The 14,038-nt window shown below is 48.8% G+C and carries 12 protein-coding genes and 1 tRNA gene; 10 read left to right on the top strand and 3 right to left on the bottom strand.

Features of this window, described 5'->3' with window-relative positions; genetic code table 11:
• Nucleotides 1-20 precede the first annotated feature (20 nt).
• The 3 genes from M3P05_RS03695 (at nucleotide 21) to M3P05_RS03680 (ending at nucleotide 2,995) form a co-directional block, all read left to right on the top strand.
• Nucleotides 21-794 (top strand): ferredoxin--NADP reductase, encoded by a 774-nt coding sequence (locus M3P05_RS03695; RefSeq protein ID WP_249697872.1) that lies wholly within the window; start codon nucleotides 21-23, stop codon nucleotides 792-794.
• 157 nt (nucleotides 795-951) lie between these two features.
• A complete protein-coding gene (locus tag M3P05_RS03690; protein ID WP_249697871.1) occupies nucleotides 952-2,466 on the top strand; it encodes a flavin-containing monooxygenase in 1,515 nt (504 codons plus the stop codon).
• A 73-nt stretch (nucleotides 2,467-2,539) separates the two neighbouring features.
• The gene (locus M3P05_RS03680; RefSeq protein ID WP_283777658.1) at nucleotides 2,540-2,995 is read left to right on the top strand and encodes a pilin; all 456 of its coding nucleotides are present in this window, start codon (nucleotides 2,540-2,542) and stop codon (nucleotides 2,993-2,995) included.
• Nucleotides 2,996-3,439: 444 nt separating this feature from the next.
• On the opposite strand, the gene M3P05_RS03675 is transcribed toward M3P05_RS03680, so the two are convergent.
• Nucleotides 3,440-3,526: transfer RNA gene (locus M3P05_RS03675), tRNA-Leu, on the bottom strand.
• Nucleotides 3,527-3,942: 416 nt separating this feature from the next.
• On the opposite strand from M3P05_RS03675, the gene M3P05_RS03670 reads away from it, so the two are divergent.
• The 7 genes from M3P05_RS03670 to M3P05_RS03640 all read left to right on the top strand — a co-directional run bounded on the left by M3P05_RS03670 (nucleotide 3,943) and on the right by M3P05_RS03640 (nucleotide 11,574).
• On the top strand, nucleotides 3,943-4,707 hold the full coding sequence (locus tag M3P05_RS03670) for a hypothetical protein (protein WP_249697870.1): 765 nt from the start codon (nucleotides 3,943-3,945) through the stop codon (nucleotides 4,705-4,707).
• 118 nt (nucleotides 4,708-4,825) lie between these two features.
• The gene (gene queA, locus M3P05_RS03665; protein ID WP_249697869.1) at nucleotides 4,826-5,860 is read left to right on the top strand and encodes a tRNA preQ1(34) S-adenosylmethionine ribosyltransferase-isomerase QueA; all 1,035 of its coding nucleotides are present in this window, start codon (nucleotides 4,826-4,828) and stop codon (nucleotides 5,858-5,860) included.
• Between the two features lie 48 nt (nucleotides 5,861-5,908).
• Nucleotides 5,909-7,027, top strand: coding sequence for a tRNA guanosine(34) transglycosylase Tgt (gene tgt / locus M3P05_RS03660; RefSeq protein ID WP_456299640.1), 1,119 nt, complete (start codon nucleotides 5,909-5,911; stop codon nucleotides 7,025-7,027).
• 59 nt (nucleotides 7,028-7,086) lie between these two features.
• Entirely contained in the window at nucleotides 7,087-7,425 is a 339-nt protein-coding gene (gene yajC / locus M3P05_RS03655; protein WP_249697867.1) for a preprotein translocase subunit YajC, read from the top strand.
• Nucleotides 7,426-7,493: 68 nt separating this feature from the next.
• On the top strand, nucleotides 7,494-9,374 hold the full coding sequence (gene secD, locus M3P05_RS03650) for a protein translocase subunit SecD (protein WP_249697866.1): 1,881 nt from the start codon (nucleotides 7,494-7,496) through the stop codon (nucleotides 9,372-9,374).
• A 12-nt stretch (nucleotides 9,375-9,386) separates the two neighbouring features.
• Nucleotides 9,387-10,325, top strand: coding sequence for a protein translocase subunit SecF (gene secF / locus M3P05_RS03645; protein ID WP_249697865.1), 939 nt, complete (start codon nucleotides 9,387-9,389; stop codon nucleotides 10,323-10,325).
• A 232-nt stretch (nucleotides 10,326-10,557) separates the two neighbouring features.
• A complete protein-coding gene (locus M3P05_RS03640; protein ID WP_249697864.1) occupies nucleotides 10,558-11,574 on the top strand; it encodes a hypothetical protein in 1,017 nt (338 codons plus the stop codon).
• An 80-nt stretch (nucleotides 11,575-11,654) separates the two neighbouring features.
• Here M3P05_RS03640 and M3P05_RS03635 read toward each other — a convergent pair whose 3' ends face one another.
• Both M3P05_RS03635 and M3P05_RS03630 read right to left on the bottom strand, forming a co-directional pair.
• On the bottom strand, nucleotides 11,655-12,977 hold the full coding sequence (locus M3P05_RS03635) for a purple acid phosphatase family protein (RefSeq protein ID WP_249697863.1): 1,323 nt from the start codon (nucleotides 12,975-12,977) through the stop codon (nucleotides 11,655-11,657).
• Between the two features lie 131 nt (nucleotides 12,978-13,108).
• Entirely contained in the window at nucleotides 13,109-13,921 is an 813-nt protein-coding gene (locus M3P05_RS03630) for an inositol monophosphatase family protein (protein ID WP_249697862.1), read from the bottom strand.
• Nucleotides 13,922-14,038: the final 117 nt, after the last annotated feature.

Raw genomic sequence — 14,038 nt, 5'->3', positions numbered from 1 at the left:
TAAAGATGCAGGGTGGGTTAATGAGTTCTTTAAGGACAGAAACTGTCACCAGTGTTCACCACTGGAACGATACTCTTTTCAGTTTTACCACAACCAGGGATCGCGGGTTTCGCTTCAAAAATGGCCATTTTGTCATGATTGGGCTGGAAGTGGATGGGCGACCTTTAATGAGAGCCTACAGTATTGTCAGTGCCAACTATGAAGAAGAGCTGGAGTTTTTCAGTATCAAGGTTTCCGATGGGCCTCTGACTTCACGCCTGCAGAATATCAAGGTGGGGGATTCGATTTATGTCAGCAGCAAGCCGACGGGTACCTTGGTTCTGGATAACCTTTTGCCTGGGCGAAATTTATGGCTGATCAGCACGGGTACAGGTTTGGCACCATTTCTGAGTATTATTAAAGACCCGGAAACCTATGAGCGGTTTGATAAGGTTATTCTGACCCATGGCGTTCGCTTTGTATCTGAGCTGGCTTATCAGGGAGTGATAGAAAATGAACTGCCAACCAATGAGTATTTTGGTGGTCTGATTCGCGATAAGCTGGTTTATTACCCCACGGTAACCCGTGAGTATTTCCCAACCCAGGGACGTCTGACGGATTTAATGGACAGTGGTAAGCTGGTGATGGATCTGGAACTGCCAAAGTTCAGCCTGGAACATGATCGCTTTATGGTCTGCGGCAGCCCGGCCATGCTCAAAGATACCTGCGATATTCTAAATGCTCAGGGCTTTGAGGAAGCACGACACGGAAATGCGGGACACTATGTGATTGAGAGAGCGTTTGTTGAAAAGTGACAAATGTAAGATGCTGCTTATAGAACCCTCGAAAAGGCTGAGTGCAATAATAAAACCTCAACAGGCCTTGGCAGGGCCAAAAATTGTCTGGCAGTCAAACTTGGGAATGTGAGATTGTAGTCACTTGTGTTAACTGGCAGAACATAAGAAAAATAAAATGAATGCAGCGACAGAGCACTTTGATGTACTGATTATTGGTGCAGGTTTATCCGGTATTGGTTTGGCCTGTCATCTTGTGCAAAAAAGCCCGGGAAAGAGCTTTGCAATATTGGAGGGCAGGGACAGTATCGGTGGAACCTGGGATTTATTTCGCTATCCCGGTATACGATCCGACTCCGATATGTTCACCCTCGGGTACAACTTCAAGCCTTGGGAAAACGCTGAGCCCATTGCTCAGGGTGGTGATATTCGTCGTTATATTGAGGATGCAGCCACTGAGCATGGAATAGATAAAAAAATCAGGTTTGGCCATCGGGTTATTTCTGCTGAGTGGTCTTCGGAACAAGTTGTCTGGCTTGTGAAAACGGAAGATGCCCAGGGACAGACGAAAGAGTTTTCCTGTCGTTATCTCGCAGGTTGCACAGGCTATTACAGTTATGAGTCCGGCTATGATCCAGCCTTCCCGGGACGGGAAGAATTCCAGGGGGATATTTTCCACCCTCAGAAATGGCCTGAGGGTTATGACTATTCAGGAAAAAAAGTTGTTGTAATCGGCAGTGGTGCAACGGCTGTCACCCTCGTGCCTGCAATGGCTGATGTGGCAGGGCATGTTACGATGTTGCAACGGTCCCCTTCCTATATTCTCACGCTCCCTATGGCCGATCCAATTGTTGATGGTCTGCGTCGTATTTTTCCTGAGGCGTGGGTCTATCGTTTGACTCGTTTCAGAAATATATCCGTGTCCTGGTTGATCTATAACTTCTGCAGGTTATTTCCTGGAACCTCCCGAAACCTGCTTCTACGTTCCGTCAGGAAGCAGTTGCCCGATGATTTTGATATGAAACACTTCTCGTCAGCCTATGCTCCATGGGATGAGCGGTTGTGTATTGTTCCGGATGGAGATCTGTTTAAAGCCATTTCGGCTGGTAAGGCATCAGTCGCGACTGATCATATTGAACGGTTTACCGAGAAGGGTATTCTGTTGAAATCCGGGGAAGAGCTTGAGGCCGATGTCATCATCACAGCGACAGGTTTGAATGTTCAGGCCTTTGGCAAAATGAAGCTGGCGGTTGATGGAAAGCCTTATGAACATACTCAAAAGATGTGTTACCGAGGTGTGCTTTATGAAGATCTGCCTAACTTTGCCATGATTTTTGGATATACCAATGCTTCCTGGACGCTTAAAGCTGATTTGGCAGCAAACTATATATGCCGACTTTTGAACTATATGGATCAAAAAGGATATACGGCGTGTATGCCCAGAAATGCTGAAAGCTTTTCCAAGGCTCCTTTTATGGATATGCAGTCGGGCTATATCCAAAGAGCGAAATCCCAAATGCCTTTGCAGGGCACGAAGAAACCCTGGAAGGTCTATCAGAATTACCTGTTGGATATTTTGAGCCTTCGCCTAACGGGTATTGAAGATAGGGCTCTGAAATTTACCCGGCTAATACCCTCTACCAAGTCGAGGGAAAAACAAAGGGAACGGCAGGCCAGCACGGTTTCTGAGTAGTTCTTATTGAAAATTATCTGGAGTTTTTGGTTTGCTAATATAGAAGGGTTGGGTTGCTATCAGGGATTGAGAAATGGAAAAATCTAAATATATCAAAGGCTTCACGCTAATAGAGTTGATGATAGTTGTCGCTATCATCAGCATACTTGCCGCTGTGGCCATTCCTGCTTATCAGGATTACACCTATCGCTCCAGAGTGGCTGAAGGGCTTCAGCTGGCCTCTGCGGCCAAGGGGGAAGTGACTGAGTACTACTCAACTCATGGGGAGTTTCCCACATCAGATGTTGAGTATATGTCTGACTATAGCCATGCCGGTTCATTCAGAGCAACAAGAGTTACCTGGTCAGCAGGTCGTGGCTTAGTAGAGATTTGGTTTGGATCCAGCAATTCAGATGCAAATACTGCTGAAGGAATTCTCTGGCTGACTCCGACTGTTTCAGGAGGGTCAATCGAGTGGACTTGTCACAATCATACGGATTCAAGATTTATGATCAATTCCCCGAATTATTTGCCTGCCAATTGTCGGTAGCTTGCTCTAGTTAACGTAACCTAATGAAAGAAGCCCTGATAGTTTTATCAGGGCTTCTTTCATCTAAGAGTTACTTTCCTTCAACGGGGAAACCAGCTCCCTGCCGGGCATAAATGCTACAGGGGTGACGGCGACACTCCACAGATGGTTTTGAACAGGCGGGGATTGCGGCTCGCTCGCTGCTTTATATTGCTGGCCCTTATTGCCCACTCCACCTCCGCATCAGTACAAGCTTTAAGCACGACACGGCAGGCTTACAGGTCTTGAAACATGTAATGCTGCTCTTTGCTATTGGGGCGCATTTTGATGACAGTAGAAAAAGTTTTGATAGCAGAAGCTGATCTGGCTGGGGCAGTCAAACAAAAGAAGGGAGTATTAGATTGAGCAAATCCCGGACACAAAAAAGCCCAGAAAAGTCGATTCTTCTCCAGGCCTTGATATATCTGGTACCGGTGGTCGGACTCGAACCGACACGCCCGTGAAGGCAACGGATTTTGAATCCGTCATGTCTACCAATTCCATCACACCGGCGCTTTTAAGCGAGGCGCAGTATAACATTTGCGAATAAGCATGCAAGAACCTTGAAGTGCTGCCGATAAAATAGCCACACGAACTACAGGGTATGGATACCAATTATGGATTCTGGAACACCAGGGGGAACCAATTCCACAACGAGAGGGAAGTATTCAGTTCCACCGCCACCGCCACCGCCACCGCTTCCACAAGCTCAAAGGGGTACCCGGAACACATACCCTGTCAACCCCAAGGCTCAGCTACAGCGCTTAAACACAAATGATTCTGGAGTAGGAGATGAAGTAGACACCCCCGATACCTCGCCTCCTTCAACAAGCTTGAGAGAGCGTAAATCTGAGGCTTTTGATCCTTCGTTAGAGTTTGTAGAGCCTAAACAGCCCCTTAATAACGAACAGATCGAGCAGTGTAATGAAATGCTGGCCACTCGAAATAAGACAATCACTATGTTGCGTGACCTTATGGCTCAGGAGTGGGTGAAAGTGAATGCACCTGAAATCATTCGTGCTCTTCAGGATGCTGATTATGCGATGGGAAATAATATTCGCATAGTCTTGGTCGTTGATGGTGTACCTGTTCATCTTGCACCTCCCAACCCAAATGATCCAGTTACAGCGGACGATCTGAAGATGTACCAGGAGTACGTCCAGCAGTCGCTGGCTCACTACTACAGCGCTCCTCCACCTCTGGACAGAATGAAGCGGGAGATAGAAGCGAACAATCGAAAACTCAAGCAGCTCGATGGGCAATTGAAGCCGCTTGGGGTGAATGCTCTTAAAGATGTCGAAGATGACATGCTGAAGAATAATACGGTCATTGTTGTTGATCTGTCCCGGAGGGATAGCCCAGATATATGGGGTGAAAATGGAGGTATCCCTGACAGTGCGATAGGTCGGTATAAAAGCTCAATTAATGGCGGGAATGTTCATTTCATCCATAACTCTGAAGAATATGACGATGAAGGGATTGATGAATTTACCAGGCAACAGCTGAAACAGGCAGACTCTTGGGAGCAGTTTGATGATGAGGATGATGAGCCGTTCAACCCAGATCCAGTGAGTATTCCTCTACCCCGTAGAGAGCCGCCACCATACCGATTTCCTCCAAGTTATGATCAGCATGCACAGCATCTTGGCGGTCCTTTTCCGCCTCCAAAGCCATCAGAGGGCACAGATGTTTGAAGTGAGTGGGTTATCAAGCCGGGATTTCAATCCCGGCTATCTGCTCTCCTGACCTGACATTTCCCACTGATTTCGGTATTCTTCCCGCCTTTTTCGTGCTGTAAGGTTGTGGCGGCAAATGCGCGTCAGTGATTTCCATTTCGAACTTCCCGATGAGCTGATTGCTCGTTATCCGATGCCGGAACGCAGTGCCAGCCGACTGTTGGTGCTGGACAGTGAAACGGGCAAGCCTGTTCACCGGACTTTCCGGGATATTATCGATTACCTGAAACCCGGAGACCTGCTGGTTCTGAACAATACCCGGGTTATTCCTGCACGCCTGTTCGGCCAGAAAGAGACTGGCGGCAAGATTGAAGTGCTGGTGGAGCGGGTTCTGGATGAACGCCGGGTTCTGGCCCATGTGCGTTCCAGCAAATCTCCCAAGCCGGGCACCCGCCTGCTGCTGGAGGGTGGGCTGGAAGCCATGATGGTTGAGCGTCAGGATGCCCTTTTCCTGCTGGAGTTTGCCGGAGAAGAGCCTGTTGTTCATCAATTGGAACAACATGGCCATATGCCATTGCCACCTTATATTACCCGTGAAGATGAGCTGGCAGACCGGGAGCGTTATCAAACTGTTTATGGTACAGAGAAAGGTGCAGTAGCGGCTCCAACAGCCGGTCTGCACTTTGATGATGAACTGTTCGCCCTGCTGAAAGAAAAGGGCGTTGAAACAGCCTTTGTCACCCTTCATGTGGGAGCAGGTACTTTCCAGCCTGTGCGTGTGGATAAGATTGAAGATCACCATATGCACAGCGAGTATCTGGAGGTTTCCGAAGAGGTTGTTGAGCGGGTTAAGCAGACCAAAGCGAATGGTGGTCGGATTATCGCTGTTGGTACTACCTCTGTGCGCAGTCTCGAAACCGCTGCCCAGTCCGGCAAGCTGAAGCCTTTTGCCGGTGAAACAGAAATCTTTATTTATCCTGGCTATGAGTACCAGGTGGTGGATTGTCTGATTACCAACTTCCATCTGCCGGAATCTACCCTGTTGATGCTGGTATCAGCTTTTGCCGGGTATAACGAAATTATGAATGCCTATCGGGAAGCGATTGACGAGCGCTATCGCTTCTTCAGTTACGGGGATGCCATGCTGCTGACCCGCAAGCAGACAGTTTAAAAAAGTTTAAGAGTTACAGGAGTCGGTGCGATGCGCCAGGAATGCTTTATGTCCTTCGAGAAGCTGGGTGAAGACGGGCTGGCCCGTCGCGGCCGGCTGACTTTCCCCCGTGGTACGGTGGAAACCCCCTGCTTTATGCCTGTGGGCACCTACGGCACCGTAAAAGGCATGCTGCCCCGTGATATTGAAGAGATTGGCGCGGAGATTATCCTCGGCAATACCTTCCATCTGATGTTGCGTCCTGGTACCGAGGTGATCAAGGAGCATGGCACCCTTCATGACTTCAATAACTGGAACAAGCCCATCCTGACAGATTCCGGTGGCTTCCAGGTGTTCAGCCTGGGTGATCTGCGCAAAATTACTGAAGAGGGCGTTTCCTTCCGCTCGCCAGTGGATGGTTCCAAGGTCTTTATGAGCCCGGAAATCTCCATGCAGGTTCAGAAGGATCTGGGTTCCGATATCGTGATGATCTTTGACGAGTGCACCCCTGGTGATGCCGACGAAGAACGCGCCCGCACTTCCATGGAGCTTTCCCTGCGCTGGGCCAAGCGCTGCCGTGAAGCTCATGCTGACAGCCCATCTGCCCTGTTCGGTATTATCCAGGGCGGTATGTTTGAAGATCAGCGTGCCCGCTCTTTGGATGGTCTGCTGGAAATTGGCTTTGATGGCTATGCCATTGGTGGTCTTTCCGTGGGTGAATCCAAGGAAGATATGCACCGTATTCTGTCCCACACACCTCGCCGGATTCCTGAAGAATATCCCCGTTATCTGATGGGTGTAGGCACGCCGGAAGATATTGTTGAGGCAGTACGCCGTGGCGTTGATATGTTCGACTGTGTTATGCCTACACGTAATGCACGAAATGGCCATCTGTTCACATCTGCCGGGACTGTGAAGATCCGTAATGCTGTCCACCGTCATGCTGACGAGCCGCTGGAACCGGGCTGTGACTGCTACACTTGCCGGAATTTCACACGAGCGTACCTGCATCATCTGGACAAATGTAACGAGATGCTGGGTTCCATGCTGAATACCATTCATAACCTGCGTTATTACCAGCGTTTGATGGCCGGTTTGCGACAGAGTATCGAACAGGGTAAATTGAGCCACTTTGTGGATGACTTCTACGCTGCCAGGGGCCAGGTTGCTCCGGCGCTGGAGATTTAAGACGGATTAGCCGGTGAACGGGAAGCTTCCTGAGCTGGCGTTCAATTAGGAGTATTGATATGAGCTTGATCAGTCAGGCTTTCGCAGCCGACGCGACAGCTGCAGCAGCTGGTCCCAGCATGATGGGGCAGTTGGTAATGCTGGGTGGCTTTGTTCTGATTTTCTGGCTGCTGATCTGGCGCCCCCAGAGTAAGCGTGCCAAAGAACATAAGAAACTGCTGGAAGGTATCGGCAAAGGCGATGAGGTGGTAACCACCGGTGGCATCGTGGGCAAAGTTGTTGGTGTTGCTGACGACTTTGTTACCCTGCAGGTTAGCGACAAGATTGATATGAATTTCCAGAAGTCTTCTGTTGCTGCCACTCTGCCCAAGGGTACGATCAAGGCAATTCATAATTGAACATGATCGCGAATGGCCTGTCTGTTTAGACAGGCCATTTTTGTCTTTTAATGGAACCCGAGGGCCCCATGAACCGATATCCCTTGTGGAAATACCTCTCAATTCTGCTTTTTGTGGCAGTGGGCGTGTTTTATGCTCTGCCTAACCTGTATCCCGATGACCCGGCGGTGCAGATCTCCGGAGCCAGCTCCTCTCTGACCCTGAACGAGTCTGAGGCAGCTATCGCGGTGAAAGTGCTTGAAAAGGCTGGTATTGCCGTCAAATCTACAGAAGTCAGCCCCAGAGGTGACTCTGTTCTGATTCGTCTGACTGATTCTGAAGATCAACTTCCAGCCAAGGCTGCTATTTCCGAGCGCCTGGGCCATGACTACGTTGTTGCTCTGAACCTTGCTCCTACTACACCTGAATGGCTGACTTCCATGGGCGCTTATCCCATGAAGCTTGGTCTTGACCTCTCCGGTGGTGTGCACTTCCTGCTGGAGGTTGATACCCCCAGGGCTGTTCAGACACGTATGGACGTTTACGCTGGTGAGATTCGTACTGCTCTGCGTAAAGAACGTCTGCGTTATCGCACTGTACCTGAGAAGAAAGGCAGCCTGGCCCGTGAGCTGGCCTTCAACGATGCTGCAACACGCGACAGTGCCCGCAAGGTTATTTCCAAAGAATTCCCGGATCTGCAGACCGATACCTCTGAGTCCAATGGTCGCTTCCTGGTCAAGTACAACCTGACCGAGCAGCAAATTCGTGATCTGGAAGATTATGCCGTTAAGCAGAACCTGACCACTGTTCGTAACCGTGTGAACGAACTGGGTGTGTCCGAGCCTCTGGTTCAGCGTCAGGGTCGCAAGAACATCGTGGTGGAACTGCCTGGTGTTCAGGACACCGCAGAAGCCAAGCGTATTCTGGGTAAGACGGCCAACCTCGAGTTCCGTCTGGCGGCTAACTATGATGCAGCTGCCGGTACCTACGAGACTTTCGAGTTCCGCAGCGATACCCGTCGTACAGCGAATCTGGAGCGGGATATCATCCTGACTGGTGACCAGGTATCCAACGCGCGATCCAATGTTGATACCCAGACTGGCGGCCCTCAGGTAAATATTGATCTGGATAACCGAGGCGGTCAGCTGATCAACCGTGCAACCCGTAACAATGTCGGCCGTTCCATGGCGGTGCTGTTTATTGAGCAGCGTTTCATGGGTAACCGTACAGAAAAACGTGTTGTAGATGGTGAGGAAATCGAAGTTCAGGTTCCGATTTATAAGCAGGAAAAGGGCATTATCAGCCTGGCAACCATTCAGAGCGTTCTGGGTAACAGCTTCCGGATTACCGGTCTGGATTCCCGTGCTGAAGCGTCTGAACTGGCCCTGCTGCTGCGTGCCGGATCCCTGGCGGCTCCCATGCACTTTGTTGAGGAACGGACTGTAGGTCCAAGCCTTGGTAAGGAAAATATCCGTATGGGTATTAACTCCACCATGGTTGGTCTGGCTCTGATCATTCTGTTTATGCTGGTTGTTTACCGGTTCTTCGGTCTGGTGGCGAATGTGGCCCTGGCTCTGAACCTGGTGCTGCTGGTGGGCATGATGTCCATTCTCGGTGCGACACTGACCATGCCGGGTATTGCCGGTATCGTGTTGACATTGGGCATGGCGGTTGATGCCAACGTGCTGGTCTTCTCCCGTATTCGGGAAGAGCTGAAGCGCGGTCTGACACCGCACAAGGCGATTGCTGAAGGCTTCGACCGGGCATTTGTTTCTATCTTCGACGCCAACATTACAACGCTGATCGTGGGTGTGATCCTGTACGCAATTGGTACTGGTCCGGTGAAAGGATTTGCGGTGACTCTGTCCCTCGGTATCCTGACCTCCATGTTCACAGCGATTCTGGTGAGCCGCGCAATAGTCAACATGACTTACGGCCGTCGTCGTCAGCTTAAGAAGATCTCTATCTGAGGGCCGTAACGTATGTCTGAGAAAAAAATGCACGGCCATGTCAGGGTGTTCAACTTTATGAAGCTGCGCTCAGCGGCCACAGTTCTGTCTGTGCTGCTGATGCTGGGCTCCGTAGCGACCCTGTTTGTAAATGGCATTAACTTTGGTCTGGATTTTACCGGCGGTACGCTGGTAGAGCTTTCCTACGATAAGCCGATCAATGTTGCTGATGTTCGCTCCGAGCTGGACAAGCTTGGTTTTGAAGATGCTTCTGCCCAGGAATATGGTGCAGCTACCGATGTGCTGATTCGTTTGCCGGGTAAAGAGACCGATGCTCATATGGGGGATAGGGTTGCCCGTGAGCTGAATGCAGCTTACCCCGGTGAAATCAAAGTCAAACGGGTTGAGTTCGTTGGTCCGCAGGTGGGTGAGCAGCTTCGTGACCAGGGTGGCCTGGGTATGATGCTGGCACTGGCGCTGGTTATGATGTACATCGCCTTCCGGTTCCAGTACAAATTCTCCTTTGGCGCTGTTATCGCACTGGCGCACGACAGCTTGATTGTGCTGGGTGTCTTCTCCCTTCTGAGTCTGCCGTTTGACCTGACGGTTCTGGCGGCGATTCTGGCGGTTGTAGGTTACTCCCTGAACGATACCATCATCGTGTACGACCGCGTGCGTGAGAATTTCCGCAAGGTGCGCCGTGGTACTCCGGAAGAGATTGTTAATATCTCCCTGAGTCAGACCCTTGGTCGTACTCTGGCAACATCGGGTACCACCATTATGGTGCTGCTGTCCCTGTTCTTTCTGGGCGGCGATACCATTAACGGTTTTGCTACAGCGCTGCTGGTTGGTGTCGGTGTGGGTACTTATTCCTCCATCTACATCGCATCCAATATGCTGCTGTATATGAATGTGAATCGTGAAGACCTGATTGTTCCTGTAAAGGAAGATGAGATCAATGAAATGCCTTGATTCATGCTGAATGCTTGGAGGGCTTAATCTGTAGATGACAAAGCGCCGGACTGTAAGTCCGGCGCTTTGTCATCTAAGCTGAACCGTTTTCTAAAATAGTGATTCCAATAATATGAGGATAAGGTTTAGCATTGGCTTTTTGCTGTCAATAACTCTGTTTGTTTCAGTTTATTCATATTCAGCTACGATAATTCATGTCAATCTTTATGATGCTTCGTTATACAGTGTTGAAGTGTCCACAGATGAGCAGGATAAAAAGCTTCTTATCAAGGGAAGTGGAGAGAAGAAGATTGGCTCTTCTATATATGCTGATGCTGATTCTATTGAGGCTGAGCTATATGGACACAGAGATGACAATAAAATAGTCGTTATTTATCCGAAAGATAATTTTTCTGTTGTTATCGAAGCAGTGGGAGGGGAATCATTCGGCTTTGATTTTGTGGTTGATATTCTTGAAAGAGACACGATTGAAAAAATTCCAAAAAGTGCTGAGTTGTTATTAAGTTTTCTTGTTTCTGGGTATGCGCTTCATGATTTTTCCAAGACTGAAAGAGTGGGAGGTGTTCTGAAAATTTTACCATTAGAATTGAAAAGTAGAGTGGACCGGTCCACATTGGTGGATTTGGAATTTCACCCAAAAAAAATTATAGCGAACGCAATTTATATAAGAGACAATTCATGCTGGTCGCATGGATTAGTGTCTTTGTTATTGGTTTCAAGGTTTTGCAATGATAGAAAGAACCAGGAAACTTTTACGGATAAATTTGTAGGTACTATGGCAAGTCTATTCGGCTTTGGTGGATTTGTTAGTAGCTGCCCTGACGAGGAAGAAGATAAAGATGAGTTGAAGAAGGCTGTTTCCTGTCGTGAGTTCGAGCGTAAACGATTGCCGCCAAGTGTTCCTGTCAAATCCAAAAAAATCAAAGAGGTTAAAGAGGATTTAGAACCACGAGGTTTCAATATTAGGAAGAGAAAGGGGGAGGGTATTTTTAATGAAACAGCTATAACTAAAATAAGAAAGTATTCAATAAGTCCAAATTATGGTTTTTGTAGATTGGGTGGTGTTAATGATATTGCTTTGGTTTTGAATGAGAAATTTCGCACTATCGAGATATCCGAAGATGATCGCGCGAAGCTGGAGCAAGATTTGCCGCCAATCATGACGGAGGATGAGATCAGGCAAAAGTATGATTTCTCATTTGGCTCTGGAGAAGAGGTTTTGGTGGGTGGTAAACAGCAAAAAAAGTGACTAATGAATTAATGATTTTTTTGGAGCCTTTCTGATGTTTAATATCAGCTTATCAAGCTTCTCTGCTATGCCTGCTGGCTTTATGATGGTGGTTTCTGGAGAACGCTTTTACCCCTGGAGTCTGTCTTGATGGTGAACTGATCGAAAATTCTGCCTGTGGCTGTGATTGATTTGAAAACAAGCTGATTGTTACCAAAGGAAATATGTTGATAAAGCTGAAGGAATTCCCCTTGTCTATCTGCCCAGTTTGAAGAGGAGTGACGAAATTTGGTCCCGCTACTGGAAGAGATATAGACCGGTAAGAGTCTTTGGTTTTCCTTTGTTTTTCTCTGCCCGCGGCTGTATACGTGAGAATCCCCCTGTAAGATAAGGTCTACATTGTACTGTTCGTAGAGGGGGGCAAAGAGAAGCTTTAGGTGGTGTTTATCGCTTTTTCCAAGTGCAGATGACCAAGCCTCCTCGTGCTGAAAAACAACAGTCCAGTTATTGGGGTTGTTCTCCAGTAGTTGCTTAATCCATTGGTATTGCTGCAGGGTTTCCTTGAGTTTTAAGCCGCGCATTGCGTAGGTGTTTAATGCAATAAACCTGATACCCTGATAATCAAAGTAGTAGGCGGTATTATTTAATGGGCAGCTTGTATCAGGCTCGTAAGCAGGAAACTGAAAATGCTTATTCCAGAATGGGCTAAGAATCTTGTCGTTATATTCATGGTCACCGGGAATGGCAACCATTGGTTTTATGCTGGCTAACCACCCGAGGCTTTGAAAAAAATCATGCCATTCGGTGCCACTGTCAGGTTTGTTAACCAGATCGCCTACAAAGAGCATAAAGCTGGCATCAGGGTGTGTCAGCCAAGCGTTTCGAAATATTCGTGGCCACTGTTCTTTAATGCCTTCCTGAATATCACCAAAGAAAAGAATGTTGAATGGTTTGTTGTGATCGGCTGCTGTCATTAACTGGAACCATTCTGACCAGTGATCCTGATTCCCTACACGGTAGCTGTATGAGGTTTCCGGGGTGAGAGAGGTCAGGGTTGTCTGCCAGTGTTCAAAGCTATTATCGGTGCTTTTCTTTTTTTGGGCTAAGACACTCTTGGCGGTTTGCGGGTCAATTTCGCTTTCAGGTGTTGGCAGGTACTGAACTAACTGAGGGTTCTTGAGTGTTTTATTGCTGCGCCACTGTATTCCGATGCTGGTAGCAGGGTGGTTGGTGAGCGTGAGGATAATACGGTCGATTAATGAGACAGTTTCTTCAGGGGGGGGGACTTTAAGGTCAGATTCTGGAGATGATTGAAGTCTTGCAGGTGAGCTTGCAGAGAGCAGGCTGGGAGTCGTAACGACGTAAACCGCTGCAACATAGATAAGCAGGCATAGGGCGATAATCGTATATTTAGCTGTTCTCATCCTGTTAATGCTGGTAGCTGCAGGGCGAGAAAATTATAGAGAACTTTAAAGCTGGTGATGAAAGGAGTGAGGTGGTATCAGAGAGGGGGAAATGTCCGACCTGATCAGGCCGGACCAATAGAAGCAATGTTTTACTTCATACCTTCAGTCAGAAAAGGCTGGATGCGGGTCAGGATCTCACGGAAGACCTTGTTACCACCACAGACAACCTGACCTTTTTCAAGGTGCTTGTTGCCGCCGCGGAAATCACCGATCAGGCCGCCAGCTTCCAGAACCAGCAGAGAACCTGCGGCCATATCCCATTCGTGCAGACCGAATTCCCAGAAACCATCAAAGCGGCCAGCAGCAACATAAGCCAGATCCAGAGCAGCAGCGCCAGGACGACGGATGCCGGCAGTGTCGCCGATCATGCTGCGGAACATGCTCATGTAGTTATCCAGGCCAGCCATCTGGTCGCCACGGAATGGGAAGCCAGTGCCCAGCAGGGCACCGTTCAGGCCAGGGCGGCTGGTTACACGGATGCGCTTACCATTAGCGGAAGCACCGTGACCACGGCTGGCAATAAACTCTTCCTGGCGCATAACGTCGAGAACAACGGCGTGTTCAATGCGACCGCGGTACTGGCAGGCAATAGAGACTGCGAAGTGAGGGATTCCGTGGATAAAGTTGGTGGTGCCATCCAGTGGGTCAATAATCCACAGGTAGTCCTTGCCGTCGCCTTCGCCAGGCTGATGACCGGTCTCTTCACCGAAGAAGCCGTGATTAGGGTAGGCCTTTTTAAGGTCTGAAATAATGGCGCGTTCCGAGGCCTTGTCGACTTCCGTGACGTAATCGTTGGCTTCTTTTTTCTGGACCTTGATAACGTCCAGTTGTTCATACGCCTGGGCGATAATATCGCCTGCCTTGCGCGCAGCGCGCAAAGCGATAGTGACCATCGGTTGCATAATTGAAAAAGATCTGTGAGGAAAGTTAATACTCAGCGAATCGACGGAGTATATCACCAGTCTGTGGGATGCGCAGTCGTCTGTGTGTGAAAATAGGGGTATTGCTCATGCCTTGTT

The organism is Parendozoicomonas callyspongiae (assembly GCF_023502345.1).
Lineage (GTDB): Bacteria > Pseudomonadota > Gammaproteobacteria > Pseudomonadales > Endozoicomonadaceae > Sansalvadorimonas > Sansalvadorimonas callyspongiae.
This window is presented reverse-complemented; position numbering and strand designations above follow the sequence as displayed.